Genomic DNA, 26,194 nt, shown 5'->3' with positions numbered 1-26,194 from the left:
GGCGGACTCCGGTCGGCCGGGGCGCCGCCGTCCGGTCAGGGCCGGGTGGTCCGGGCGAGGAAGCCGTCGATGACCCTCAGCCACTGCCGGGGCTGATAGGTGAACGGCAGGTGCCCGGTGGGGAGTTCGGTGGTCTCCGCGGCGGGCACGGCGGCGGCCAGCTCGCGTTGGAGCGCCGGGGAGACGAGCCGGTCCTCGGCGGTGACGACGACGAGGACCGGCACCGTGAGGTGCGCGAGGTCGGCGCGGACGTCGATCCTGCGCACCAGGGCCACCTGCGCGGTGGGGGCGGCGGTCAGCTCGGCGGCGAGCTGTTCGGTGGTGGCCCGCACCTGTGCCGGGGTGAGGGCGCTCAGGGCCGGTTCGCCGAGCGCCGCCAGCTGCATGTAGGCGGCGAGCGTGGTGAACTGCCCGGTCTCCAGGAGTTGCTGCCAGACGGTGGCGATCAGCTCGGTGCGGGCGTCGGTGTGCGCGAACGTCGCGGTCAGGACGAGTGCGGTGACGCGCTCCGGGTACCGCGCGGCGAGGCGGATCGCGACCGGGCCGCCGAGCGAATACCCGCTGACCGCGAAGGTGTCCAGCCCTTCGGCGTCGGCCGCCGCGATGAGCTGGTCCACCAGGTCGTCGAGCTCCAGGCGGTCCGCCGCCGGGGTGGCGCCGGAGCCGGGGTAGTCGACCCCGACGACGGTGTGCCGCGCGGCGAGCCCTTCCAGGATCGGTCCGTAGTTGTCCTCGATGCTGCCGGTCGCACCGTGAGCGAGCAGCAGCCCGGGGCCCTCGCCTCGGACGGTGCGGGCGAAAGTGGCCGGGTTCGGCGTCGTCATCAGGGGTTCCTCTCGGAGGCAGGCTGCCGCACCCGGCAGCTGTAGTGATCACTAAAGCTGAGTGCGGAGCGACCGTACCAGAGCTTCTTTAGCGATCGCTACGGCCGGCCGGTAGGGTGCGGGCATGAGCAGCGCGAACCCTCAGTCCAAGGCCGCCGGGCCGACCCGTCGCGCGTTCGATCGCGACCAGGCGCTGGCCGCCGCCCTGCGGGAGTTCTGGACCCACGGGTACGACACGACATCCATCGCCGCGCTGACCGGGGCGATGGGGATCAGGCCGCCGAGCCTCTACGCCGCTTTCGGCGACAAACGGCAGCTCTTCGAGGAGGCCGTCCAGCTCTACGTCCGCACCCACGGCACCGCGCCGTCGCGCGAGACGGACGCCCGCTCGGCCATCGCCGCGATGCTGCGGCACCTCGCCGCGGACTACACCGACCCGAGCCATCCGCCCGGCTGCCTCATCATCAGCGCGGCGGCCAACTGCGGCCCCGGCTCACAGGGCGTCAAGGACCGGCTGCGCACCCTGCGCGAGGAGGCCAAGGCCGCAATCGCCTCCTGCATCCGCGGTGACGTCGACGCGGGGCGCCTGCCCGCCACCACGGACGCCGACGGGCTGGCCGCCTTCTACGCGGCGGTCATCCAGGGCATGAACCAGCAGGCCTGTGACGGAGCGGACCGGGAAACGCTGGAGCACATCGCCGACGCCGCGATGACGGCATGGCCGGCGCCGCCGGTCACCGGCGCGCGCTGAGCCGCGACGAGGTGCGACGGACGGGCGCACCCGCAGCGTGTTCCCCGGCGCCGGGCCCGCTTCAGGCGAGCCCGGCCAACTCGGCCATCGTTCCGCCGAGCACCCGGTCGCGCACCTCGCCCGGCCCGGTGACCCGCTCCACCGTCGCCCGGGCGAGGGCCGGGTCGCCGTACGGGGCGTCCGAGCCGAACAGGGTCCGGTCCGGGATCTCCTCGATCGCCAGCCGCACCGCGAGGACGAGGTGGGCCGTGGACAGCTCCAGGTACATGTTCGGGGTGTCCCGCACGAGTTCGACGGCGTGCATCCAGTTCAGCCCGCCGAGCTGACCGACCACCAGTGGAACCGTCGGGTACCGGCGGGCGAGGGCCGCCAGGGTGGTCAGATCGTCGGCCGTGGTCGGGGCGAAGACGTGCACGACCACGGGCGGCCCGCCGTGGTCGGCCGCCGTCCGGAGCACCGGTTCGATCGTCCCGACCCGTCCCGGTGGCGGCGTCAGCTCGCCGATCCCGTGCCACCCGCGCCCGACGACCTCGCGTGCCACGAGCGCGGCGATCTGCTCCGGCGCCACGCCGAGCGGTACCGACAGGAAGCCGATGAACCGCCCCTGACCTGCGGCGAGTGCGGCATCCAGTTCCTGCCACGCGCCGCGGTACGCCTCGACCGTGCCGCCCCGCCCCCCGACGGCCGCGTCCAGGACCGCCATCTCCCTGCGCAACGAGGCGAGGTCGCTGGCCCGTTCCGGGTGCGGGCGGGTGGCGAACAGGACGGAGCGGTCCACCCCTGCCTCGTCCAGCAGCTTCAGGTGCGCCTCGACGGGATCGTGGACATGGCTGTGCGCATCGATGATCAAGGAATTCTCCCTCCTCGGCAGCCTCCGCGCTCACCTGGACGTCCTCGACCGGCGCGCCGCCGATCTGGAGGCCGCCCGCGGCCTGCTGCGCCGGACGATCTCCGCCACCGAGAACGCGGCAGGCCGGGAGGGCTCGGCGGCGAGCTGAAGCACTGAACCGCAGCGGTGACGCCTGTGACGAAGGCTGACAGGTGGCCTCGCAACGATCAGTAGCCGGTGCTCAGCAGCTTGCGAAGAAGTGTTGCTGGCCCCGATGGCGGACGGTAGCTGGCCCCGAAGGGCCTCGGCTCGTTCTGCTCATGGGGGTCGGCCGCAGCCGGACCGCTGGCAGGGCTGTGCGCCCCTGGGGCCATCGTTGTGCAGAACGATCACGGTCGGTTCGCGCACTGATCCGCTCTGCCGCTGGGGTTCGGCGAAACGGCGCTCGGCGGGGTCGAGTCCTGACTACGGTCCGGCCGTGCCGGTGGAGTTTGCGGAGTGACAGGCGACCTCCCAGGCCGCCTCGATCATCTGGAAGATCTCGTCCACCGCGGCCTTCGGGTCGGCCGCCTCACGGGCCAGCGAATAGGCGTCGATCACGAACCTCGCGATCGCCCGGCAGGCCGTTGTGGTCCGTGACAGGTCGGGATCGGCGGCGATGGCCGTTGCCAGCGACTCCGCGTGGCGCAGTCGCATCGACTCCTCGTACTCCCGCAGGGCAGATGATGCGTCGATCATGCGCCAGATCGGGGCGGCGCTGTCCGCGGTGCAGTGGCGCACCAGGGCCTGGATCTCGCGGCGCAGCGCGGGGATGAGCGGCTCGTGCTGCGCCCGGTCGGTGACCGCCCGCGTGAGGCGTTGCTCGAAGTCTTCGTCCTGTTCGAACACCAGGGCCTCTTTCGAGGCGAAGTGGGAGAAGAGCGTGGTGACGGCCACGTCGGCCTCGGCAGCCACGTCACGGATGCCTACCGCCTCGTAACCGCGTTCCAGGAAGAGTCGCAGGGCGGCGTCAGCGATCTTCTGGCGGGTCACGGCCTTCTTGCGCTCACGGCGTCCGGTCGGCATGGTCACGCCCTCACACTATCAGGTGCAAAACCATAACAATTCCAAAAGGCTATCCGTTAGTGTTACGGTCACCGCATGAAGAAGGTGAGCTTTGCCGAGTTCGGCGGTCCGGACGTCCTGCAACTCATAGATGCCGAGGAGCCCCACGCGGGCCCCGGCCAGATACGCATCGCCGTGCGGGCGGCGGGCGTGAACCCCGTCGACTGGAGGATCCGTGAAGGCCAGGTCCTGGGGGCCCATCCGATCGAGTTGCCCTCCGGAGTCGGGCTGGACGCCTCCGGGGTGGTGGACGAGGTCGGTGAGGGCGTCGAAGGGGTCAAGGTCGGCGACCGCGTGTTCGGCGAAGGTTCGAGTACATATGCCGAGTTCGCTGTGTTGTCGGCCTGGGCCCGTATGCCCGAGGGGCTGACGTTCGAAGAGGCGGCCGGGTATCCCTCCGTGGTGGAGACCGCGCTGCGCGTCATCCGTGAGGTGGGTGTGCAGTCCGGGCAGGCGCTGCTGGTCAGCGGTGCGTCCGGGGGAGTCGGATCGGCGGTGCTGTAGATCGCCCGTGACCGCGGCATCACGGTGATCGGCACGGCTGGGGCCGCGAACCAGGACTATCTGCGGAGCTTGGGTGCCGTCGCCACGACGTACGGCGAAGGCTGGGTCGGGCGGGTGCGGGAGCTCGGCCACGTCGACGCGGCTCTCGACCTGGCCGGCTCGGGCGTGATCCGCGAGCTCGTCAAGCTGACCGGGGATGCGCAGAAGGTGATCTCCATCGCCGATCTCGATGCGCGGGAGTTCGGTGTCCGATTCTCCGGCGTGGCCGGGAGCGTGCCGGAAGCGCTCACCGAGGCCGTCGGCCTCATCTCGCGGGGGAAGCTCCACATCCCGGTCGAGAAGTCGTACACGCTCGCCGAGGCCGCAGCAGCGCACATCGACAGCCGGGCCGGCCACACGCGCGGGCGCCGGGTTCTGCTCGTCTGAAGCCGGCCATGCGTCGCCCTCAAGCAGAAAGTGAGGGCGACGCCAACCGGGATCTCGCTACTCATCGGAAGACAGCGGGCCCAAGCCCCAGCGGGCCCAAGCCCCAGCGGGCCCAAGCCCCAGCGGGCCCAAGCCCCAGCGGGGCCAACAGTCGATCGGAAGGGCCAACTACAGATCGTCGTCACGACGCCTGCGGACGCCCCCCTCGAATGGATTGCATAAAACTTCCCCCAACCGTATAGTCATGCCATCGAGGAGGAGGGTCCCATGGCGGTACGTGCAGCAGTGGCCGGTGCGAGTGGGTATGCGGGGGGTGAGGTCCTGCGCATGCTGCTGGGGCACCCGGAGGTCGAGATCGGGGCGGTGACCGGGCACTCCAGCGCCGGGCAGCGCCTGGGCTCCCTCCAGCCGCACCTGCTCCCGCTGGCCGACCGCGAGGTGCGGCCGACCTCCGCCGAGGCGCTGGCCGGGCACGACGTCGTCTTCCTCGCGCTGCCGCACGGGCAGTCCGCGGCGGTCGCCGAGGAACTGGGCCCGGAGGTGCTGGTCATCGACTGCGGTGCCGACTTCCGGCTCCGGGACGCCGCCGACTGGGAGGCGTTCTACGGATCGCCGCACGCCGGTGTCTGGCCGTACGGGCTGCCCGAGCTGCCCGGTGCGCGGGCGGCGCTCCAGGGCACCAGGCGGATCGCGGTGCCGGGCTGCTACCCGACCGCCGTCTCGCTGGCGCTCTTCCCCGCCTACACCGCGCGGCTCGCCGAGCCCGAGGCGGTGATCGTCGCGGCGTCCGGCACCTCCGGCGCCGGCAAGGCCGCCAAACCGCATCTGCTGGGCTCCGAGGTGATGGGCTCGATGAGCCCGTACGGCGTCGGCGGCGGGCACCGGCACACGCCGGAGATGATCCAGAACCTCAGCGAGGTGGCGGGCGAGCGGGTCGGCGTCTCGTTCACACCGACGCTCGCGCCGATGCCCCGCGGCATCCTCGCCACCTGCACCGTCAAGGCGCTCCCCGGCGTGGACGCGGCGGCGGTCCGCGGTGCGTACGAGAAGGCGTTCGCGGACGAGCCGTTCGTGACGCTGCTGCCCGAGGGGCGGTGGCCGGCGACCGCCGCGGTCTGCGGCGCCAACACCGCGCAGATCCAGGTGGCCCTGGACCCGGCCGCCGGGCGGATCATCGCGATCTGCGCGATCGACAACCTCGCCAAGGGCACCGCCGGCGGCGCGGTGCAGAGCATGAACCTCGCCCTCGGCCTCCCGGAGACCACCGGGCTGCCGCTCGTCGGGGTGGCCCCGTGAGCCGTACGGACGGCGCGGGCGGGCGGTACGGAGTGGGCGCCGGGCCCAGGACGGGCGCGGCCGGAGAAATGATCGAGGAGAAGCAGTGAGCGTCACGGCAGCACAGGGATTCACGGCGGCGGGCATCGCCGCCGGGATCAAGGAGAACGGCAACCCGGACCTCGCCCTCGTGGTGAACCACGGGCCGCGCCTGGCCGCCGCGGGCGTCTTCACCTCCAACCGCGTCAAGGCCGCGCCGGTCCTCTGGTCCGAGCAGGTCCTCAAGGGCGGCGAGGTCTCCGCCGTCGTCCTCAACTCCGGCGGCGCCAACGCCTGCACCGGCCCGCAGGGCTTCCAGGACACCCACGCCACCGCGGAGAAGGCCGCCGCCTCGCTGAACACCGCGGGGCACGACGAGACCGGCGGTCACGCGCCCGGCGCCGTCGCCGTCTGCTCCACCGGCCTGATCGGCGAGCTGCTGCCGATGAAGAAGCTGCTCACGGGCGTCGACAAGGCCGTCGCCCACCTCACCCCGCACGGCGGTGAGAAGGCCGCCATCGCGATCAAGACCACCGACAGCGTCCACAAGACCGCCGTCGTCACCGCTGACGGCTGGACCGTCGGCGGCATGGCCAAGGGCGCCGGGATGCTGGCGCCGGGCCTGGCCACCATGCTCGTCGTCCTCACCACCGACGCCGACGTCCCCGCGGGCGAGCTGGACGCCGCACTGCGCGCCGCGACCCGCACCACCTTCGACCGGGTCGACTCCGACGGCTGCATGTCCACCAACGACACCGTGCTGCTGCTGGCCTCCGGCGCCTCCGGTGTCGCGCCGGAGGGCGCCGCGTTCGCCGAGGCCGTCCGCACCGTCTGCGACGACCTGGCCCGCCAGCTGATCGGTGACGCCGAGGGCGCCAGCAAGGACATCCGCATCGAGGTGATCAACGCCGCGAGCGAGGACGACGCCGTCGAGGTCGGCCGCTCCATCGCCCGGAACAACCTCCTCAAGTGCGCCCTCCACGGCGAGGACCCCAACTGGGGCCGGGTCCTCTCCGCCATCGGCACCACCTCCGCCGCCTTCGAACCCGACCGGCTGAACGTCGCCATCAACGACGTCTGGGTCTGCAAGAACGGCTCCGTCGGCGAGGACCGCTCCCTCGTCGACATGCGCTACCGCGAGGTGCGCATCACCGCCGACCTCGCCGCCGGCGGCGACTCCGCGGTCATCTGGGCCAACGACCTCACCGCCGACTACGTCCACGAGAACAGCGCGTACTCGTCGTGACCCACCACGCATCCACCCCGAGCCCAGCCGGCGAGGCCGTCGCATGAGCACCCGTAAGCACACCGCGCTGCCCAAGGCCCGCACCCTCATCGAGGCGCTGCCCTGGCTGACCCGGCACCACGGCAAGACCGTCGTCATCAAGTTCGGCGGCAACGCCATGGTCGACGAGGACCTGAAGAACGCCTTCGCCCAGGACGTCGTCTTCCTCCGCCACGCCGGACTCCGTCCGGTCGTGGTGCACGGCGGTGGCCCGCAGATCAGCGCCCAGCTCGACCGCCTCGGCCTGGAGTCGGAGTTCAAGGCGGGCCTGCGGGTCACCACGCCCGAGGCGATGGGCGTCGTCCGGATGGTGCTCGCCGGACAGGTGCAGCGCGAGCTGGTCGGCCTTCTCAACCGGCACGGCCCGTTCGCCGTCGGCATGACCGGCGAGGACGCCCAGCTGATGACCGCCACCAAGCACTACGCGTCGATCGACGGCGAGCGGGTGGACATCGGCCGGGTCGGCGAGGTCACCGCCATCGACACCGGCGCCGTCCAGGCGCTGCTGGACGACGGCCGCATCCCCGTCATCTCCTCCGTCGCGGCCAGCGGCGACGACGGCGACCACGGCGTCTTCAACGTCAACGCCGACACCGCCGCTGCCGCCCTCGCCGCCGCCCTCGGCGCCGAGACCCTGATGGTCCTCACCGACGTCGAGGGCCTGTACGAGGACTGGCCCAGCAGCGACGAGGTCATCTCCCGGCTCACCGCCACCGAACTGGAGGCGCTGCTGCCGGATCTGGCCAGCGGCATGGTCCCCAAGATGCGGGGCTGTCTGCACGCGGTCCGCAACGGCGTGCACACCGCCCGGGTCATCGACGGGCGGGTCCAGCACGCGATCCTGCTGGAGATCTTCACCGACGAGGGCATCGGCACGATGGTCGTGCCGGACCAGGACACCGAGAACGGCACGGACGAGGGGACGGCATGACCGACACGACCGGCAACACCGACTTCCAGCGGCGCTGGCAGGGCGCCATGATGGACAACTTCGGTACCCCCCGCCTGGCGCTCGTCCGCGGCGAGGGCACCACCGTCTGGGACGCCGACGGCGGCGCCTACCTCGACTTCCTCGGCGGCATCGCGGTCAACGCCCTCGGCCACGCCCACCCCGCGGTGGTCCGCGCCGTCACCGACCAGGTCGCCACGCTCGGCCATGTCTCCAACTTCTACGTCTCCGGGCCGACCGTCACCCTCGCCGAGCGGCTGCTCGCCCTCGCCGGGCGCCCCGGGCGCGTCTACTTCTCCAACTCCGGCGCCGAGGCCAACGAGGCGGCCTTCAAGATCGGCCGCCGCACCGGCCGCACCCACATGGTCTCCACCGCCGGCGGCTTCCACGGCCGGACGATGGGCGCCCTGGCACTGACCGGCCAGCCCGCCAAGCAGGAGCCGTTCGCCCCGCTGCCCGGCGACGTCGACCACGTCCCCTACGGCGACATCGAGGCGCTGCGCGCGGCGGTCACCACCGACACCGCCTTCGTGATCCTGGAGCCCGTGCAGGGCGAGAACGGCGTCGTCGTCCCGCCGCCCGGCTACCTCCGGGCCGCCCGGGAGCTCACCGCCGCCACCGGCACCCTCCTCGTCCTCGACGAGATCCAGACCGGCATCGGCCGCACCGGCCACTGGTTCGCCGCCCAGGAGGAGGGCGTCGAGGCGGACGTCGTCACGCTGGCCAAGGGGCTCGGCGGCGGCCTGCCGATCGGCGCGACGCTCGCCTTCGGCCCGGCCGCCGAGCTGCTGACGCCCGGCTCGCACGGCTCGACGTTCAGCGGCAACCCGGTCGTCTGCGCGGCGGCGCTCGCCGTCCTGGACACCATCGAGCGCGACGGACTGCTCGACCACGTCAAGCGGGCCGGGGAGCGGCTGCGCTCCGGGATCGAGGCGCTGGCGCACCCCGCGGTCGCCTCGGTCCGCGGTGCGGGCCTCCTCCTGGGTATCGTCTTGACGGAGCCCCTCGCGCCGCAGGCGCAGCAGGCGGCTCAGGACGCGGGCCTGCTGGTGAACGCGGTCGCGCCGGACGTCATCCGGCTCGCCCCGCCGCTGATCGTCTCCGACGACGACGTGGACACGTTCCTCCGCAAGCTGCCCGGCGTCCTCGACACGGCCCGCGAAGCGGCCGACGGGGAACAACGATCCGGAGACTGACGAAGCGATGCATGAGGCGCAGGACAACGAAACACTCGGTGGAGGCCAGGCCGTACCCCAGACCCGTACCGCCCGCCACCGCCGGATCGTGGACATCCTCAACCGGCAGGCGGTCCGCTCCCAGAGCCAGCTGGCGAAGCTGCTCGCCGACGACGGTCTCTCCGTCACCCAGGCGACGCTCTCCCGCGATCTGGACGAGCTGGGCGCGGTGAAGATCCGCAACACCGGCGGTGAGCTGATCTACGCGGTGCCCAGCGAGGGTGGCGACCGCACCCCGCGAGCGCCGCTGGGGGAGTCGGCCAAGGAGGAGCGGATGCGCCGCCTCTCCGGAGAACTGCTGATCTCGGCCGAGGCATCCGCCAACCTCGTCGTGCTGCGCACCCCGCCGGGCGCCGCGCAGTTCCTCGCCTCCGCGATCGACCAGGCCGAACTGCACGACATCCTCGGCACCATCGCCGGCGACGACACGCTGATGCTGATCAGCCGCGATCCGGCGGGCGGTCAGGCGCTCGCCGACCATCTGCTGCGGCTGGCGCAGAAGGCGCACTGAACCCCCTACGACGCCGCGGGCCCGGCCCCGACCGCACTGGTCGGCGCCGGGCCCGCGGCGTCGTACACGAAGGGCCCGGGTGCGCCTCCGAAAAAACGGCGGCGCGCCCGGGCCCTCGTCACCACCGGCGGCTCACCCGGTGTGCTCCTGGCAGCCGACGCAGCAGCGGGCGTACGGCAGGATCTCCAGCCGCTCGGCGGGTACCGGCTCGGCGCACCGCACGCAGGTCCCGTAGGTGCCCGCGTCCAGCCGCGCCTCGGCCTGCTGGATCTCGGCGAGCACCTGGCGGATCGCGCTGGTCTGCGCCGTCAGCAGCGCGTCGGTGCCGGGCGGCGCCTCGCCCTCGATGGCCGTGAGCTGCGCCAGCCGGGCGTCACGCTCGTGCACCAGGCGCCGACGGGCGTCGTCGGCGCCGATCCGGTCGGCGGGGGTTTCGGCGCGGGCCGCATCAGGCGACATCGTGGACGGTTCCTTTCGCTGCGCCACGGGAGCTGCGGCGGGCGTGACCCGGCCCGGGCACGGGACCGGGCCGGGACACGGCCACCGCAGCCCCCGGTACGCCGCCGGCGAGGGTGCCGGGGCGGGCGGGTGACGGGACGGCGGGCGGCGGTCACCGCCCGGCCGGGAGCGGCCCGGACCGCGCCCCGCGGCGGCACCCCGCCGGGCAACACGAACCGTCGCTCCCGCCTCCCAGCCTCGCCGCAGCGGCCCGTCCCGTACATGGGTGGCACCACCCATCTCCGGCTGCACCAGGGGTGTATGCCCTGGTCAGGGATGGGTCGCTCACCCGATCGACGCCCTCGCCCGGCACCGGCATGCTGGGCCCGGCGCCCGACCCGGGCGCCCCCGAGGCCCCGGCGGATGGGAGAGTGAGCCGATCAAGGAGGTGTGGCGCGCGGTGTCGCTGTTCTGGCGGATCTTCGGGCTCAACGCGGTGGTGCTGGGAGCGGCCACGGCATTGCTGCTGTGGGCGCCGGTGACCGTTTCGGTGCCGGTGGGGCTGACCGAGGCGGCGGTGCTCGTCGGCGGTCTCGTCGTCATGCTGGTCGCCAACGCGGCGCTGCTCCGCATCGGCCTCGCCCCGGTCGACCGGCTCACCCAGCGGATGGTCACCGTCGACCTGCTCCGCCCCGGCCACCGGCTGCCCGTCGACGGCCGCGGCTCCGTCGCCGTGCTGCTGCGCACCTTCAACGAGATGCTCGACCGGCTGGAGTCCGAACGCGCCGCCAGCACCGCCCGCGCCCTCTCCGCCCAGGAGTCCGAGCGGCGCCGCATCGCCCGGGAGCTCCACGACGAGGTCGGCCAGAGCATGACCGCGGTGCTGCTGGAGCTGAAACGCGCCGCCGACCGCGCCCCGGAGGAGCTGCGCGGCGATCTCCGGCACGCCCAGGAGACCACCCGGCAGAGCCTGGACGAGGTCCGCCGCATCGCCCGCCGGCTGCGCCCCGGCGTCCTCGACGACCTCGGCCTGACCAGCGCCCTCACCGCCCTCGCCACCGACTACGCCACCCACACCGGCCTCACGGTGCGCTGCCGCTGCGACAGCGGCCCGCCGGACCTGGGCGCCGCCGCCGAGCTGGTGGTCTACCGCGTCGCCCAGGAGGCGCTGACCAACGCCGCCCGGCACGCCGACGCCCGCACCGTCGAGCTGACGCTGCGCCGTACGCCCGGGGCGGTGGTGCTGGAGGTCCGCGACGACGGCCGCGGCATGGGCCGGGCCCGGGAGGGCGCCGGGATCCGCGGGATGCGCGAACGTGCCCTGTTCATCGAGGCGGGCCTGGACATCGGGCCCGCGCCCACCGGGGGCGTCGGCGTCCGGCTGACCGTCCCGCTGCCTGGAAAGGAGAGGGGAGCCGCATGATCGAGCGCACCGCACCCGGACCCGTCCGCATCCTGCTCGCCGACGACCACGCCCTCGTCCGCCGCGGCGTCCGGCTGATCCTGGACGGCGAACCGGACCTGGAGGTCGTCGCCGAGGCGGGCGACGGCGCCGAGGCCCTGGCACTCGCCCGCGAGCACCGCCCCGACCTCGCCGTCCTGGACGTCGCCATGCCCCGGATGACCGGCCTCCAGGCGGCCCGCGAACTCTCCGCGGCCCTGCCCGGCCTGCGGATCCTCATGCTGACGATGTACGACAACGAGCAGTACTTCTTCGAGGCGCTCAAGGCGGGCGCCTCCGGCTACGTCCTCAAATCCGTCGCCGACCGGGACCTCGTCGAGGCCTGCCGCTCCGCGATGCGCGGCGAACCCTTCCTCTACCCGGGCGCGGTCACCGCCCTGATCCGCCACTACCTCGACCGCGCCCGGCAGGGCGACGGCGTCCCGGAGAAGATCCTCACCGCCCGCGAGGAGGAGATCCTCAAGCTGGTCGCGGAGGGCCACTCCTCCAAGGAGATCGCCGCCACCCTCGTCATCAGCGTCAAGACGGTCGAACGCCACCGCGCCAACATGCTGCACAAACTCGGCATGCGCGACCGCCTGGAGCTGACCCGGTACGCGATCCGGGTGGGCCTGATCGAGCCGTAGCGGTATCAGCGGTGGCGGCGGGACGGAGCGGACGATGCGGGCGGGAGAGGGGAGGGGCGGGATGACGCGGCGCGGCGGACGGCGGGCGGCGGGCCCGGCCGCCCGTGACCGGCACGGCCTGCGCGGTCCCGCCCTCCGTACGCTCCTGCTGCTCACCGCCCTGCTCCTCGGCGCGCTCCCGCCGCCGACGGGGGAGCGGGAGGCGGCGCCGTCCTCCTACGCGGCGAGCGTGGTCCGCCCGGCGGCTGCCGCGTACGCACCGGAGGACACGGTCTCGCCGGAGCCCGGCCCCGGCACGGGCACCGCCGCCGGACCTGACGCCCCCTCCGCCCTGAGCACCGGCCCGCAGCCGGGTGCAGCCACCGGGCCCCGCGCCGCCGCCGGCCCGCAGCCGGGTACGGGCACCGCCGGGCCCCGCGCCGCGGTCGGTCCCGACCGGGCCGCCGCCCCCTCGGGCGACTCCGCGAACCCGGCCGCCCACCCCGTCCCCCCGCACTCCGAAGCCCCCCACGCCGCCCGCTTCACCGGCGGTCTGCGGGCCGCGCCCGTCGTCCGGCACCCGGCCCCCTTGTTGCGGTCCGGCCCGGGTGCCGGTCCCGAGCAGACGTACCACCCGCTGTCGGGCACGCCGCCCGCCGCCGTCCTTCCCGTACCGCCGTACACCGGGCCGCGCCCGCCGCGGATCCGTGCCGCCTCCGCGGGCGCGCCCGGATTCGCCGCGCTCCCTCCGGCCCGCGCACCGCCCTCCTCCGGCAGCTGACCGACGTCCTGTCGCACTCCACCGCGCCCGGCAACGCCCGGACGCGGTACGCCTGTTGGAGGCATCATGACCCGCGCCACCAGGGTGCGCGCGCTGCTCGCGTTCGCCGTGCTCGCCCTGTCCGCCTATCTCGCCGTGACCCAACCCGTCCGGCTCGGTCTCGATCTGCGTGGCGGTACGCAGCTCGTGCTGGAGACCCGTGACTCCCCGTCGGCGCAGGCCGACCGGGACGCCACCGACCGCACGCTGGAGGTGCTGCGCCGCCGGGTGGACGCCCTCGGTGTCGCCGAGCCCTCCCTCACCCGCTCCGGCGACCACCGCATCGTCGTCGAACTCCCCGGCGTCCAGGACCCCGCCCACGCCGCCGGCGTCCTCGGCCGTACCGCCCAACTGACCGTCCACCCCGTCCTCGGCACCGCCCCCACCGACCGCCCGGCCACCGGCAAGGACGGCACGGACAAGGGCGCCCCCGGCAAGGCCACCCCGGCGCCCGGAAAGGATCCGGCCGGAACAGGCAGGGCCCCTGCCGATTCCGGCAGGCCCGCGAAGGGCTCCGGCAAGGACGCCGGGCCCGTCCTGCCCGACGAGTCCGGCACCCGGCTGCGGCTCGGCCCGCCCGCGCTCACCGGCGACGGCGTGGAGAACGCCACCGCCCGGTTCGACGCGGAGCGCGGCACCGGCTGGCACATCGCCCTCGACCTGCGCGGTACGGGGGAGCACGCCTGGGAGAAGCTCACCGCCGAGGCGGCCTGTGCGGCACCGGGCGACCCGGCCCGCCGCGCCGCCATCGTCCTCGACGACAAGATCATCTCGTCGCCGCAGGTCGACCCGTCCGTCGCCTGCGGCACCGGCATCGCCGGCGGCGCCACCCAGATCACCGGCGGCTTCGACCAGGAATCCGCGAAGGAACTCGCCCTCCTGATCAACGGCGGCGCCCTGCCGGTCCCCGTCGAGACCGTCGAACAGCGCACCGTCGGCCCGACGCTCGGCGCCGCCGCCCTCGACTCCAGCGCCCGCGCGGCACTCCTCGGCACCGCGCTGACCGCGGTCTTCCTCGCCGTCGTCTACCGCCTCCTCGGCGCCCTCGCCGCCGCCGCGCTGGCCTGCTACGCCCTGATCTCGTACGCCGCACTGCTCGCGGTCGGCGCGACCCTCACCCTCCCCGGGCTCGCCGGGTTCGTCCTCGCCATCGGGATGGCCGTCGACGCCAACGTCCTGGTCTTCGAGCGGGCCCGCGAGGAGTACGCGGCGGGTGGCCGGACCCGGCGCGGCGCACCACGCCGCAGCCCCCGCGCCGCGCTCACCGCCGGTTTCCGGCACGCCTTCAGCGCCATCGCCGACTCCAACCTCACCACCCTGCTCGCCGCCGGTCTGCTGTTCGCCTTTGCCTCGGGCCCGGTCCGCGGCTTCGGCGTGACCCTCTGCATCGGCGTCCTCGCCTCCATGGTGAGCGCCCTGCTGATCACCCGCGTCCTGGCCGAACTCGCCCTCTCCCGGCGCGCGGTGACCCGCCGCCCCGGCCTCACCGGCCTCACCCGCCCCGGCCGGGTCCGCACCTGGCTCACGCGGCGCGCCCCCGACCCGCTGCGCCACCGCCGCCGCTGGCCGCTGCTGACCGCCCTCGCCCTCGCCCTGGCCGTCACCGGCATCGTGGTCCGCGGCGTGGACTACGGGGTGGAGTTCACCGGCGGCCGGATGATCGAGTACACGACCAGTGCGCCCGTGGACGCCGAACGGGCCCGTACCGCCCTGGGCGACGCGGGCTTCCCCCGCGCGGTGGTCCACACCTCGGGCGCGAAGGAGCTGACCGTCCGCACCGAGCCGCTCTCCGCCCCCGACGGGAAGCGGGTCACCGACGTGGTCTCCGAGCTGGGCGGCGGCGCGGAGAAGGTGCGCGACGAGCAGATCGGGCCGAGCCTCGGCTCCGAACTGCGCCGCGGCGCCCTGATCGCCCTGGGCGTGGCGCTCGCCGGGCAGATGATCTACCTGGCGATCCGGTTCCGCTGGACCTTCGCCCTCTCCGCGGTCGCCGCGCTCGCCCATGACGTGGTGGTGCTGGTCGGTGCCTTCGCCTGGCTCGGCAAACCGGTCGACGGCGTCTTCCTCGCCGCGCTGCTGACCGTCGTCGGCTACTCCGTCAACGACTCCGTCGTGGTCTTCGACCGGGTCCGCGAACTGTGGGCCGCCGACCGCGCCACACCGTTCCGGACGATCGCGGGCCGGGCGCTGCTGCAGACCGTGCCGCGGACGGTGAACACCGGCATCGGAGCGGTCTTCATCCTCGCCGCGCTGGCCGTCCTGGCCGGTGACACGCTGACCGACTTCGCGGTGGCGCTGCTCCTCGGCATCGGCGTCGGTACGTACTCGTCGATGTTCACGGCGCTGCCGCTGGCCATCGCCCTGGAGTCGGCGAGCGGCGCCCCGCCGCCGCGGCCGGCCCGCCCGCGCGGCGTCCGCACCCGCCGCCCGGCGGGCGAACGGCCGCGCCACGACACGGGGGCCCGGGTCTGACCCGGGGACGGTGTCCCGGCCCGCCCGGCCGGGACACCGTCCGCCCGGATGCGCAGACGAAAAAACCCGCCGACCTGGAGATTTCTCTCCGGCAGTTGGCCGTGACGCATGCAACGTCGCCCTCGCCAGGAACGCTGGCTATGTACCGCTCACACCCCGGCGCGTCAGCTATGGGCTCGGCGGTCTCCAGCAGGATCCCGGCCAGGGCGTCCCGTTGCCTCGCTGCGCACGGAGCTTCAGCCGTTCGGTATTTACTTGCCAAATTTGCAAGTAGTTGCGACCCTGGAAATCTGTGGCTTCCCGCATCGGGGAGTGAGGGCAAGCGAGGGGGAGACATGAACGGAATCGGCGCCGCCGGCGAGGCATTGGAGCGGGCGGTCGGGGTCGAGCAGGCGACCCGGAGGCAGAGCGGCTGGTACGCGCGCTACCTCTGCATCTTTGCCCTGGCGCAGCTGGTGCTCGTCCCGTTGGCCATCCTGGGGCGCGGCCCCGTCCGCGTGGCCGTATACACGCCCGCCACCGTGCTGTTGGTGGTGGGGCTCAGCGTGTACGCCAACCGGCAGCCCGTTGTGCGACGCGGATTCGGCATCCGGCACGGCATGATCATCGGCATCTGGGCCCTCGTTTATGTGGCGGCGTTGGTTCTGGGGTACTCGGTCTTCACGGCCGGCGCGGCCTTTGCCGTGGTGGCCGCGGTGGTGTGCGCATTGCCGCCCGCCGTAGGGGCCTGGCTCGAATGGCGGCGGTCGTCGTGACGGGGCGGGACGTGGCCGATCTCGGCGAGGGCAGCCATCCCCGGCACGGCCTGGCCCCCCTGCTCAACTCGCCCGTGCGGCTGTCGGTGGTCGCGGCCCTGGCGTCGGTCGGCAAGGCCGAGTTCGGGTTCGTACGCGACCTGGTGGAGGTCACCGACTCGGCCCTCTCCAAGCAGATCGCGGCACTGGAGAAAGAGGTCTGGCTGACCGTGGAGAAGGGGCGCGTCGGCCGTCGCCCCCGCACCTGGCTCGCACTGACCACCGAGGGGCGCGCGGCCTATGAGCGCCACCTGGCCGCCCTGAGGGCCATCACGGAAGGAGCGGACTGAGGCCGCGTAGCAGCATCCATCCCGTACATCTTCGACCCAGCGAGGTCGGGCACCAAGCCGGGCCGACTCGTCGAGCGAGCCCTGGCCCGCCAGTTGTCCGTCGAGGCCGGTAACGCTATTGCGCTGGTCATGGCCGGAACCGGCCCGCGAGGCGGTCGCCCGGGCGATTCTGCGCCAGCGCCAGACGCGTCTTCTGGATCGTTGACAACGGCTCCTCCCGGTGGGGGAGGAAGGCCACCGACCGGCTGACCGCGGTGTTTCCGAGGCACACGAAAGGCCGCCCTCCCGTGATGAGAGAACGGCCTCCGACCTGCTAAAAGCAGAGTCGGGACGACAGGATTTGAACCTGCGACCCCTTGACCCCCAGTCAAGTGCGCTACCAAGCTGCGCCACGTCCCGGTGCATGGACCGACCGGAAGAGCTCCGGTCGGGGCGTGCAGAAGAAAAATACCCTGTCCGGTGCCCGGAGACCAAAAGCGGGGTCCCGAAGCGGTCCCCGGCCCGGTCCCGGCGGCGGGTGCGGACCGCCCCGACCAGGGCCGGGCGGCTACACCGGCGGACCGGCGCGCGGCGTGTTTCGATGAGGTATGGCCACAAAATCTTCCGGAAAGGCGTCCGCCGACGGCCTGCGGATCCGCCGGGTGTACGAGGCTCCGGAGCCGTCCGACGGCACCCGGGTCCTGGTCGACCGGCTCTGGCCGCGAGGGCTCTCCAAGGAGGACGCCGAGCTGACCGAGTGGTGCAAGGCGGTCGCGCCCTCGACGGACCTGCGCCGCTGGTACGGGCACGCCCCCGAGCGGTTCGCGGAGTTCGCCGACCGCTACCGCGAGGAGCTGGCGCGGGACGCGGACGCGGGCGAGGCCCTGCACCACCTGCGGGAACTCGCCGACGACGGCCCCATGACGCTGCTGACCGCCACGAAGGACCTGCCGCACGGGCATGTGCAGATCCTGCTGGAGGAGCTGCGCACCGCCGGCTGACGCGCCCCGGACCCGCGGCGGGTGTCCGCCCCTTCCCGCGTTGACGAAGCATGCAGCCCACTGCATACTTATGCCTATCGCGCAGGGATCGCAGAGGGGCTCCGGGGCCGCGCGCCTCGTGCCCGCCGCTGTGGCGGCCCGTCGCGGATGCGGCCGGACGCGACTTCGCCCGGCCCGGCTCGTTACCTGATCGACCTTCGTACGACGGCCGCCGTTCCGCCCCGCGCGGGCGGCGGTGTACCTCACCACCTCCGAGGAGCAGCAGTGAGCAGCAACAGCGGTGACGTCCGGCTCTGGGGCGGACGGTTCGCCGACGGTCCCGCCGAGGCGCTGGCCCAGCTTTCCGCGTCCGTCCACTTCGACTGGCGGCTGGCCCCCTACGACATCGCCGGTTCGCGCGCCCACGCCCGGGTGCTGCACAAGGCGGGGCTGCTCACCGCCGACGAGCTGGAGCGCATGATCGCCGGTCTCGACCAGCTGGAGGCGGACGTCGCCGACGGCTCGTTCACCGGCACCGTCGCCGACGAGGACGTCCACACCGCCCTGGAGCGCGGGCTCCTGGAGCGGCTCGGCCCGGACCTCGGCGGCAAGCTGCGCGCCGGACGCTCCCGTAACGACCAGGTCGCCACGCTCTTCCGGATGTACCTGCGCGACCACGCCCGGATCATCGGCGGGCTGATCGCCGACCTCCAGGAGGCGCTGGTCGGCCTCGCCGAGGCACACCCGGACGTCGCCATGCCGGGCCGCACCCACCTCCAGCACGCCCAGCCGGTGCTCTTCGCCCACCATGTGCTGGCTCACGTCCAGTCGCTGTCGCGGGACGCCGAGCGGCTGCGGCAGTGGGACGAGCGCACCGCCGTCTCGCCGTACGGCTCGGGCGCGCTGGCGGGCTCCTCGCTCGGGCTCGACCCGGAGGCGGTCGCCGCCGACCTCGGCTTCGAGCGCGGCAGCGCCGGGAACTCCATCGACGGCACCGCCGCGCGGGACTTCGTGGCGGAGTTCGCGTTCATCACCGCGATGATCGGCGTCAACCTCTCCCGGATCGCCGAGGAGATCATCCTGTGGAACACGAAGGAGTTCTCCTTCGTCACCCTCCACGACGCCTTCTCCACCGGCTCGTCGATCATGCCGCAGAAGAAGAACCCGGACATCGCGGAGCTGGCGCGCGGCAAGTCCGGCCGGCTGATCGGCAACCTCACCGGCCTGCTGGCCACGCTCAAGGCGCTGCCGCTCGCGTACAACCGTGACCTCCAGGAGGACAAGGAGCCGGTCTTCGACTCCTGCGACCAGCTGGAGGTGCTGCTCCCGGCGTTCACCGGCATGATGGCGACGCTCACCGTCAACCGCGAGCGGATGGCGGAGCTGGCCCCGGCGGGCTTCTCGCTCGCCACCGACATCGCCGAGTGGCTGGTCAAGCAGGGTGTGCCGTTCCGGGTGGCGCACGAGGTCGCCGGTGAGTGCGTGAAGGTCGCCGAGGCCGAGGGCAAGGAGCTGGACGAGCTGACGGACGAGCAGTTCGCGAAGATCTCCGCCGAGCTGACCCCCGAGGTCCGCACCGTCCTCAACGTCCCCGGCGCGCTCGCCTCCCGCAACGGCCGCGGCGGCACCGCCCCGTCCGCCGTCGCCGTCCAGCTCGCCGAGGTCAAGTCGGACCTCGTCGTCCAGCAGCGGTGGGCCGCGGCCAAGCGCTGACCCGACCCCCGACGCACCGTCGGCGGTCCCTCCCGTGCGGAGGGGCCGCCGACGCCGTATCCGCCCTCCGTAGGTCGTACGAGACGATGAACAGCTGAATGAGACGGAGGTGTCTCATTCAGTTATGGTGTGTCTCATGGCTGTGGACCGTTCCCATGTACTCACCGCCGCCGCGGCGCTGCTCGCCCGGCGGCCCACGTCCTCCATGGACGAGATCGCCCGCGCCGCCGGGATCGGCCGGGCCACCCTGCACCGGCACTTCGCCGGGCGCGACGCCCTCATCCGCGCGCTGGAACAGCTGGGCATCGAACAGCTCACCCGTGCCATGGACGCCGCCCGGCTCGACGAGGACTCCGCCCCGGACGCGCTCCGGCGGCTCGTCGCCGAGGCCGAACCGGTCGCCGGCGTCCTCGCCTTCCTCTTCACCGAGAACCAGCTCTTCGAGGGCGAGGAGATCAACGAGGGCTGGACCCGCCTCGACGCCCGCATCCACGCGCTCTTCCGCCGCGGCCAGGAGGAGGGCGACTTCCGTATCGACCTCGGCGCGGCCTGGCTGACCGAGGCGCTCTACGGCCTGATCGGCGCCGGCGCCTGGGCCGTCCACGACGGCCGGGTGGCCCGTAACGACCTCACCCATTCGATCGCCGAGCTGCTGCTCGGCGGAGCGCGACGGAGCATGGAGAAATGAACGGGAGCGCACCGGCCCGCGCCGGCTCCGCCCACGAGGACCACCCCCGCCCGGGACGCTGGCTGGCGCTCGCCGTCCTCGTGCTCGCGGTGCTGCTGGTCGGCGTCGACGCCACGGTCCTCGGCCTGGCCACCCCGTACCTCAGCGAGGACCTTCAGCCGTCCGGCACCCAACTGCTGTGGATCGGCGACATCTACTCGTTCGTCATCGCCGGTCTGCTGGTCTCGATGGGCAGCCTCGGCGACCGCATCGGCCGCAAGAAGCTGCTGCTCATCGGCTCCGTGGTGTTCGGCGCGATGTCGGCGCTGTGCGCGTACGCGACCAGCCCGGAGATGATGATCGCGGCGCGGGCGCTGCTCGGCGTGGCCGGGGCGACGCTGATGCCGTCCACCCTCGCCCTGATCCGCAATCTTTTCCACGACCCCCGCGAGCGCAGCCTCGCGGTCGGCATCTGGGGCGCGATGGCCTCCGCGGGCACCGCCGTCGGACCGGTCCTCGGCGGCTTCCTGCTGGGCCACTTCTGGTGGGGCTCGGTCTTCCTGATCAACCTTCCGGTGATGGCGCTGCTCGTGCTCGTCGGCGCCCGGGTCATCCCCGAGTCGCGCAACCCCGAGCCGGGCCCGTGGGACCTGCCCAGCGTCGCCCTCTCCCTCGTCGGCATCGTCGCCGTGGTCTACGCGATCAAGGAGGCGGCGGTGCACGGCTTCCGCTGGGACATCGCGGTGGCCGCGGTCGTCGGCATCGCCGCGCTGGTGGTCTTCGTCCGCCGCCAGTACGCGCTCGACTCACCGCTGCTGAACATGAAGCTCTTCCACCACCGGGGCTTCTCCGGCGCGGTCCTCGCCGATCTGCTGACCATCCTCGGCCTGTCCGGACTGGTCTTCTTCCTCTCGCAGTTCCTCCAGATGGTGCAGTTGCGGCCGCCGCTCAACGCCGGACTGGTGGAACTGCCCGCGGCGGTCGGCGCGGTGGGCGCGGGCCTGGCCGCGGGGTACGTCGCCCGGCGGCTCTCCGTGCGGGTCGTGGTGGCCGGCGGTCTCGCCGTCGTCGGTCTCGCGCTCGCCGGGTGCGTCGCGCTGCACGCCGACACCAGCACCCTCGCGCTGACCGTGATCCTCTTCGTCGTCGGCATCGGCGCCGGGTTCGCCTTCACCGTCACCGCCGACGTCATCCTCTCCAGCGTCCCCAAGGAGGAGGCGGGCGCCGCCTCCGCGGTCTCCGAGACGGCCTACGAACTGGGCGCCGCGCTCGGCATCGCCCTGCTCGGCTCCATCGTCACCGGCATCTACCGCGGCTTCCCCGACCCGGCGGGCGTACCGGGCGACGCCTCCGCCGCGGCCCATGAGTCGCTGGGCGGCGCGGTGGACACGGCGCGGACGCTGCCGCCGGAACAGTCCGAGGCGCTGCTGCACTCCGCACAGAACGCCTTCGTCGAGGGCCTGGACGTCGCGGCGGGCATCGGCGCCGCGCTGCTGCTCACCGCCGCGGTCGTCGCCTGGTTCCTGCTGCGCGGCCAGGAACTCGGCGACGGCCCGGAGGAACGGCCCACCGACGAACAGCGGGGAGCCGTGGCCTAGGGGGCGGGAGCCGCCTCCGGGACTCGCTGCTCGTACGGTCCGTCTCACGGCCGGGCAACTGTCAGGAAGGCTTCCTGAACGTGCCCGCTCGTCCCTCGGCGTGGCCATCTTTCAGGAAGGCTTCCTGAACCGCCTGATCCGGCCTCCGCCCGGGTAGCCATCAGGAAGGCTTGCTGACGGCTACCCGAGTCACTGCCGCCGCGCGCCCGCGCCCGTACTTACCCGGCCGTCCGGTTTGGGTGCGGATGGGGGACGCGGGGCGGGGCGGGGGCGTGTCGGCGCCGGGGCGTGGGCCGGGTGGCAACCATGATCGCCACGGCGCGCCGGGCGTACCGGTGGCCGTCGGGCCGATGTCCGCCGCCCGTTCACGTCCGCGTCGCGTCGCGGAGATCGGCGCGCCCGCCCCGCACGCTTGACTCTCCGTCCGTTCCCTTCCGCCCGGGACCTCCCAGGAGAGTGACGCAGTGCGCGAGATCGGACGCCGTTCCTTCCTCACCGCTGCCGGGGCGCTGGCCACCACCGGCGCCCTCGGCACCCCCACCTACGCCACCGGCCACGCCCGCGACGCGGCCACCGCCACCGAGTACGTCGATGTGCAACTCCTCAACATCACCGACCTGCACGGCTACCTCCAGGGCGCACCCGGCGGAAACTCCGTCATCACCGGTGCGGGCGGCCGCAGATACACCGTCGGCGGCGTCGCCTACATGGCCGCGCACCTCAAGGCGCTGCGCGCCGGACACACCAACTCCGTCTTCTTCGCCCCCGGGGACCTCTTCTCCGGCTGGGAGTTCGACGCCGCCGCCCTCGCCGACGAGCCCACCATCGAGGCGCTCAACGCCATGGGCCTGGACTTCGCGTCCGCCGGCAACCACGAGTTCGACAAGTCGGTGCGGTACCTCACCACCCACATGACGGGCGGCAAGCCCTTCCCCGTCGTCGACCGCGACGACGCCTTCAAGGACTCCACCGGCACCCGCTTCAAGGGCGCCGACTTCGCCTACTACAGCGCCAACATGACGTATGTCGCCGACGGGAAAACCGTGCTGCCGCCGTACAACATCGTGCACGTCGACGCGGGCGGCGGCCGCACCCTGCCGATCGGCTTCATCCACCTCACCGCCGTCGGCACCGAATCGTTCCCCGGCTCCTACCAGCCCGGACTGCGCACCCTCGACGAGTTGGAGACCGCCAACCGCTGTGCCGCCGAACTCAAGGCCAAGGGCGTCCGCGCCATCGTCCTGAGCATGCACGACGGCGCCGTCGCCGGCTCCGACTTCAACAGCGGCACCAACCCCTCGGGCCCCGCCTACGAACTCGCCCTGCGCGTCTCGTCCGACATCGACGCCATCGTCACCGGCCACTGGCACTGCGCCTTCTCCATGATGCTGCCGGACCCCTCGGGCAGACCCCGCCCCTTCGTCGAGGCGGGCTGCTACGGCCAGCTGATCAACGAGATCACCCTCCGCCTCGACCCGGCCACCGGCGAGGTCGTCCGCGAGCTGACCACCACGACCAACCACCCCAACACCCGCGACATCACCCCTGATCCCGACCTCCGCGAGATCGCCGACTACTGGGCCGGATACGGCACCCGCCGCGCCACCACCCCGATCGCCACCCAGACCGCGTCCTTCACCCGCACCCGTAAGGACACCGGCGAGAGCACCATGGGCAACCTCGTGGCCGACTGGGCGCTGTGGGCCGGGCGGCAGCCGCTCGACCCGATGGCCGACCCGGGCGGGCCCGCCAACACCCCCGCCGACCTCGCCCTGATCGTCGTCGCGCCGCGCCAGGGCCAGTCGGTCATCGCCGCCGATCTGGTGCACGACGCCGACAGCGGCGGCACCGTCACCTTCGGCGCCGCCTGGAACGCCGTCGGCTTCGGCGACCCGATCATGACCGTCACCGTCACCGGGCGCCAACTCCACGACGCCCTGGAGGAACAGTGGGCGCCGGTCCCGGGCGGCGGCCTCGGCTACGCCCCGCTTGCCGTCTCCGGCAACGTCCGCTACACCTTCGACGCCACCGGTCCGGCGGGCAAGCGCGTCGACCCCGCCGAGGTGTTCATCGACGGCGAACCCCTCGACGAGAAGCGCACCTACCGCCTCGCCGCCCCCTCGTACACCCTCATCAACCAGGACGGCTTCAGCGCCTTCCTCGGCTTCACCGAACCGGTGCGCCACACCCGCGACTTCGAGAGCTTCGTCGCGTACGTCCGGCAGACGGGGAAGCTCACCCCGGCGGCCACCGACCGGGTCCGGGTGAAGAACGCCACCGCACCCCACGCCCGCACCGGCACCATCACCGAACGCCCCCGCCCGCTCCAGTACGACGGCACCGCCATCCCCCGCCCCGAGGCGGCCGTGACCACCGCCCGCGCCAGGAGCCGCCGCGCCGCCGGCGGCTTCCGCGTCCCCTGCTGAGCGCGGACACGACGACGGGCCGCACCCCCGAGGGGATGCGGCCCGTCGCGCGGCGGCAGGTCAGGCGGCGCGCGCCTGGGTGGCGTAGACGTCCACGTACTCCTGGCCGGACAGCTCCATCACGTCGCTCATCACCTCGTCGGTGACGGCCCGCAGGACGTAGCGGTCGCGGTCCATGCCGTCGTAGCGGGAGAACTCCAGCGGCTCACCGAAGCGGACCGTCACCTTGGCGATGCGCGGCACGCCCTTGCCGCCGGGCTGCACCTTGTCCGTACCGATCATCGCGAACGGGACGACGGGCGCACCGGTCATCAGCGTCAGCCGGGCGATACCGGTACGGCCGCGGTAGAGACGGCCGTCGGGGGAGCGGGTGCCCTCCGGGTAGATGCCGAACGCGTGGCCCTGCTCCAGGATCCGGCGGCCGGTCATCAGCGCCGCGACGCCGCCGCGCCCGCCGTCGCGGTCCACCGGGATCATCCCGGAGCTGCGGAAGAACCACGCCATCAGCCGGCCCTTGACGCCCTTGCCGGTGACGTAGGAGTCCTTGCCGATGAAGTAGACCGGCCGCTTGACGACCAGGCTCAGGAACAGCGAGTCGATGAACGTGACGTGGTTGCCGGCCAGGATCACCGGGCCGGTCTCCGGGATGCGCTCCACGCCCTCGACCGTGGGGCGGTACAGGACGCGCATGACGAATCCGAGAATCGCCTTCAGCACAATGCGGGACAACGGGCCCTCCGGGCGTGACGGGTCGGCGGTGGTGGTGATGACGGAACGCTGCGGCTCAGGACGATACTCGCGGGTCACCTCCGGTCGCACACCGGGTTCATCCGGTCGCTGCACGGAGTTGACCCCCGTTGGTGTCATGTTCTCCACAAATCCCCCTGCCGTCTCCCCGAACTCCTTCGTTCGTGCATACGATCGACCGGCCCTCCGGCCCGTACCCACGGCCGGAGCGGCTGAACGGACGATCCAGAGAGCAAGGAGCGGGGATGCACCAGGGCCAGCAGCCGGGACGGCGCAAGATACTGGGGGCCGCGGCCCTCGGCGCGGGTGCGGTGGTGTTCGGCGCCGCCGGGCAGGCCGCGGCGGCGGACCGTACCGGCACGGCGGCGAGCGGCCGCCCGGACCACGGCGGCGTGGGCGGCGAGCTGCCCGTCCCGCTGATCGTCGGCCACCGCGGCGCCAGCGGCTACCGCCCCGAGCACACCCTCGGCTCCTACCAACTCGCCCTGGACATGGGCGCCGACGTCATCGAGCAGGACCTCGTCCCCACCAAGGACGGCCACCTGGTCTGCCGTCACGAGAACGACATCACGGCGACCACCGACGTCTCCGCGCACCCCGAGTTCGCGGACCGCAAGACCACCAAGACCGTCGACGGGGTGAAGCTCACCGGCTGGTTCACCGAGGACTTCACGCTCGCCGAGCTGAAGACCCTCCGCGCCAAGGAGCGCATCCCGCAGACCCGTCAGCACAACACGCTCTACGACGGCGTGTGGGAGGTCCCCACCTTCGACGAGGTGCTGCGCTGGGCCGACCGTGAGGGGCGTCGCCGTGGCCGCCGGGTCTGGCTCCACATCGAGACCAAGCACCCCACCTACTTCCGCAAGCTGGGCCTGGGCCTGGAGGAGCGGCTGGCGAAGGCGCTGCGCGCCTACGGGCGCCACCGCCGCACCTCGCCGAACTTCCTCCAGTCGTTCGAGCCGAGCAGCATCCAGCGGCTGGGCAAGCTGGGCCTGGAGTGCCCCAAGGTCGTCCTGCTCGACGCCCCCGACACCCGGCCGTGGGACTTCGTCGAGGCCGGCGACCCGCGGACGGTGGCCGACCTGATCGAGCCCGAGGGCCTGCGCTGGATCGCGGACTTCGCCCAGGGCATCGGCCCGGCGCTGGACCAGATCATCCCCCGGGACGCCGACGGCACGTCCGGCCCGGCCACCCCGCTGGTCAAGGACGCGCACGCCGCCGGTCTGGTGCTGCACCCCTACACCGGCCGCAACGAGAACACCTTCCTGCCGACCGACTACCGCCGCGGCACCGACCCGAACGCCTACGGCGACGCCCGCGGTTACTTCCGCGCCTGCCTGGCGACCGGCCTCGACGGGATGTTCTCCGACAACCCGGACACTGCGCTGCTGGTGGCCGAGGAGTTCCGCAGGGCCTGATCCCCGGACCGTTCCGGCCGCCGCCCGCCCCGTTCCCCGGGGCGGGCGGCGTC

Annotated in this window: 24 protein-coding genes, 1 tRNA gene and 1 pseudogene; 20 read left to right on the top strand and 6 right to left on the bottom strand. The window is 73.0% G+C overall.

Annotation, left to right across the window (positions count from 1 at the left end):
- Window positions 1-35: 35 nt before the first annotated feature.
- Window positions 36-824, bottom strand: a complete 789-nt coding sequence (locus ACZ4U4_RS16085; RefSeq protein ID WP_467874032.1) for an alpha/beta fold hydrolase — start codon at window positions 822-824, stop codon at window positions 36-38.
- A gap of 124 nt (window positions 825-948) precedes the next feature.
- Here ACZ4U4_RS16085 and ACZ4U4_RS16080 point away from each other — a divergent pair, with 124 nt between their 5' ends.
- On the top strand, window positions 949-1,575 hold the full coding sequence (locus tag ACZ4U4_RS16080; RefSeq protein ID WP_467874029.1) for a TetR/AcrR family transcriptional regulator: 627 nt from the start codon (window positions 949-951) through the stop codon (window positions 1,573-1,575).
- A gap of 61 nt (window positions 1,576-1,636) precedes the next feature.
- Here ACZ4U4_RS16080 and ACZ4U4_RS16075 read toward each other — a convergent pair whose 3' ends face one another.
- Window positions 1,637-2,425, bottom strand: coding sequence for an amidohydrolase family protein (locus tag ACZ4U4_RS16075; RefSeq protein WP_467874026.1), 789 nt, complete (start codon window positions 2,423-2,425; stop codon window positions 1,637-1,639).
- Between ACZ4U4_RS16075 and ACZ4U4_RS16070 the strand changes: the two genes are divergently transcribed.
- A complete protein-coding gene (locus ACZ4U4_RS16070) occupies window positions 2,418-2,573 on the top strand; it encodes a hypothetical protein (protein ID WP_467874023.1) in 156 nt (51 codons plus the stop codon). The two genes, ACZ4U4_RS16075 and ACZ4U4_RS16070, sit on opposite strands and share 8 nt — an antisense overlap.
- 296 nt (window positions 2,574-2,869) lie before the next feature.
- On the opposite strand, the gene ACZ4U4_RS16065 is transcribed toward ACZ4U4_RS16070, so the two are convergent.
- Window positions 2,870-3,475 (bottom strand): TetR/AcrR family transcriptional regulator, encoded by a 606-nt coding sequence (locus tag ACZ4U4_RS16065; RefSeq protein WP_467874020.1) that lies wholly within the window; start codon window positions 3,473-3,475, stop codon window positions 2,870-2,872.
- Window positions 3,476-3,544: 69 nt separating this feature from the next.
- On the opposite strand from ACZ4U4_RS16065, the pseudogene ACZ4U4_RS16060 reads away from it, so the two are divergent.
- The 6 genes and pseudogenes from ACZ4U4_RS16060 to ACZ4U4_RS16035 all read left to right on the top strand — a co-directional run bounded on the left by ACZ4U4_RS16060 (window position 3,545) and on the right by ACZ4U4_RS16035 (window position 9,732).
- Window positions 3,545-4,438, top strand: a pseudogene (locus tag ACZ4U4_RS16060) (NADP-dependent oxidoreductase).
- A gap of 267 nt (window positions 4,439-4,705) precedes the next feature.
- Window positions 4,706-5,734 (top strand): N-acetyl-gamma-glutamyl-phosphate reductase, encoded by a 1,029-nt coding sequence (gene argC, locus ACZ4U4_RS16055; protein ID WP_467874017.1) that lies wholly within the window; start codon window positions 4,706-4,708, stop codon window positions 5,732-5,734.
- Window positions 5,735-5,819: 85 nt separating this feature from the next.
- Window positions 5,820-6,998: a bifunctional glutamate N-acetyltransferase/amino-acid acetyltransferase ArgJ gene (argJ, locus tag ACZ4U4_RS16050; RefSeq protein ID WP_467874014.1), complete on the top strand. Its 1,179-nt coding sequence runs from the start codon at window positions 5,820-5,822 to the stop codon at window positions 6,996-6,998.
- 43 nt (window positions 6,999-7,041) lie between these two features.
- Window positions 7,042-7,968, top strand: a complete 927-nt coding sequence (gene argB, locus ACZ4U4_RS16045) for an acetylglutamate kinase (RefSeq protein WP_467874011.1) — start codon at window positions 7,042-7,044, stop codon at window positions 7,966-7,968.
- Window positions 7,965-9,182, top strand: a complete 1,218-nt coding sequence (locus ACZ4U4_RS16040; protein WP_467874009.1) for an acetylornithine transaminase — start codon at window positions 7,965-7,967, stop codon at window positions 9,180-9,182. Before argB ends, ACZ4U4_RS16040 begins: the two co-directional genes overlap by 4 nt.
- Window positions 9,183-9,189: 7 nt before the next feature.
- Window positions 9,190-9,732, top strand: coding sequence for an arginine repressor (locus ACZ4U4_RS16035; protein ID WP_391641845.1), 543 nt, complete (start codon window positions 9,190-9,192; stop codon window positions 9,730-9,732).
- A gap of 132 nt (window positions 9,733-9,864) precedes the next feature.
- Here the strand turns inward: ACZ4U4_RS16035 and ACZ4U4_RS16030 are convergent, their stop codons facing one another.
- Complete coding sequence (locus tag ACZ4U4_RS16030; RefSeq protein ID WP_467874005.1) at window positions 9,865-10,191, bottom strand: TraR/DksA family transcriptional regulator; 327 nt, start codon at window positions 10,189-10,191, stop codon at window positions 9,865-9,867.
- Between the two features lie 439 nt (window positions 10,192-10,630).
- Between ACZ4U4_RS16030 and ACZ4U4_RS16025 the strand changes: the two genes are divergently transcribed.
- The 6 genes from ACZ4U4_RS16025 (at window position 10,631) to ACZ4U4_RS16000 (ending at window position 16,613) form a co-directional block, all read left to right on the top strand.
- The gene (locus ACZ4U4_RS16025) at window positions 10,631-11,593 is read left to right on the top strand and encodes a HAMP domain-containing sensor histidine kinase (protein ID WP_467874002.1); all 963 of its coding nucleotides are present in this window, start codon (window positions 10,631-10,633) and stop codon (window positions 11,591-11,593) included.
- Window positions 11,590-12,258, top strand: coding sequence for a response regulator (locus ACZ4U4_RS16020; protein WP_467873999.1), 669 nt, complete (start codon window positions 11,590-11,592; stop codon window positions 12,256-12,258). Before ACZ4U4_RS16025 ends, ACZ4U4_RS16020 begins: the two co-directional genes overlap by 4 nt.
- 61 nt (window positions 12,259-12,319) lie before the next feature.
- Window positions 12,320-13,018, top strand: coding sequence for a hypothetical protein (locus ACZ4U4_RS16015; RefSeq protein WP_467873997.1), 699 nt, complete (start codon window positions 12,320-12,322; stop codon window positions 13,016-13,018).
- 66 nt (window positions 13,019-13,084) lie between these two features.
- The gene (secD, locus tag ACZ4U4_RS16010; RefSeq protein ID WP_467873994.1) at window positions 13,085-15,529 is read left to right on the top strand and encodes a protein translocase subunit SecD; all 2,445 of its coding nucleotides are present in this window, start codon (window positions 13,085-13,087) and stop codon (window positions 15,527-15,529) included.
- A gap of 335 nt (window positions 15,530-15,864) precedes the next feature.
- Window positions 15,865-16,284, top strand: coding sequence for a hypothetical protein (locus ACZ4U4_RS16005; protein WP_467873992.1), 420 nt, complete (start codon window positions 15,865-15,867; stop codon window positions 16,282-16,284).
- On the top strand, window positions 16,266-16,613 hold the full coding sequence (locus tag ACZ4U4_RS16000) for a winged helix-turn-helix domain-containing protein (RefSeq protein ID WP_467873989.1): 348 nt from the start codon (window positions 16,266-16,268) through the stop codon (window positions 16,611-16,613). The genes ACZ4U4_RS16005 and ACZ4U4_RS16000 overlap by 19 nt, the downstream gene beginning before the upstream one ends.
- 325 nt (window positions 16,614-16,938) lie before the next feature.
- On the opposite strand, the gene ACZ4U4_RS15995 is transcribed toward ACZ4U4_RS16000, so the two are convergent.
- Window positions 16,939-17,012 (bottom strand) — tRNA-Pro (locus ACZ4U4_RS15995).
- A gap of 188 nt (window positions 17,013-17,200) precedes the next feature.
- Here ACZ4U4_RS15995 and ACZ4U4_RS15990 point away from each other — a divergent pair.
- From ACZ4U4_RS15990 to ACZ4U4_RS15970, 5 genes are all read left to right on the top strand, one after another.
- On the top strand, window positions 17,201-17,593 hold the full coding sequence (locus ACZ4U4_RS15990) for a DUF488 domain-containing protein (RefSeq protein WP_467873986.1): 393 nt from the start codon (window positions 17,201-17,203) through the stop codon (window positions 17,591-17,593).
- A 264-nt stretch (window positions 17,594-17,857) separates the two neighbouring features.
- Window positions 17,858-19,285: an argininosuccinate lyase gene (gene argH, locus ACZ4U4_RS15985; protein WP_467873984.1), complete on the top strand. Its 1,428-nt coding sequence runs from the start codon at window positions 17,858-17,860 to the stop codon at window positions 19,283-19,285.
- Between the two features lie 136 nt (window positions 19,286-19,421).
- Window positions 19,422-19,973, top strand: a complete 552-nt coding sequence (locus tag ACZ4U4_RS15980; RefSeq protein WP_467873981.1) for a TetR/AcrR family transcriptional regulator — start codon at window positions 19,422-19,424, stop codon at window positions 19,971-19,973.
- On the top strand, window positions 19,970-21,550 hold the full coding sequence (locus ACZ4U4_RS15975; protein ID WP_467873978.1) for an MFS transporter: 1,581 nt from the start codon (window positions 19,970-19,972) through the stop codon (window positions 21,548-21,550). Before ACZ4U4_RS15980 ends, ACZ4U4_RS15975 begins: the two co-directional genes overlap by 4 nt.
- A gap of 464 nt (window positions 21,551-22,014) precedes the next feature.
- A complete protein-coding gene (locus ACZ4U4_RS15970; protein ID WP_467873976.1) occupies window positions 22,015-23,976 on the top strand; it encodes a bifunctional metallophosphatase/5'-nucleotidase in 1,962 nt (653 codons plus the stop codon).
- A gap of 60 nt (window positions 23,977-24,036) precedes the next feature.
- Here the strand turns inward: ACZ4U4_RS15970 and ACZ4U4_RS15965 are convergent, their stop codons facing one another.
- Window positions 24,037-24,705 (bottom strand): lysophospholipid acyltransferase family protein, encoded by a 669-nt coding sequence (locus ACZ4U4_RS15965; RefSeq protein WP_467873973.1) that lies wholly within the window; start codon window positions 24,703-24,705, stop codon window positions 24,037-24,039.
- Between the two features lie 263 nt (window positions 24,706-24,968).
- Here ACZ4U4_RS15965 and ACZ4U4_RS15960 point away from each other — a divergent pair, with 263 nt between their 5' ends.
- On the top strand, window positions 24,969-26,141 hold the full coding sequence (locus ACZ4U4_RS15960) for a glycerophosphodiester phosphodiesterase (protein WP_467873971.1): 1,173 nt from the start codon (window positions 24,969-24,971) through the stop codon (window positions 26,139-26,141).
- Window positions 26,142-26,194 lie beyond the last annotated feature (53 nt).

This window comes from Streptomyces sp. NPDC029159, assembly GCF_055564055.1.
This window is presented reverse-complemented; position numbering and strand designations above follow the sequence as displayed.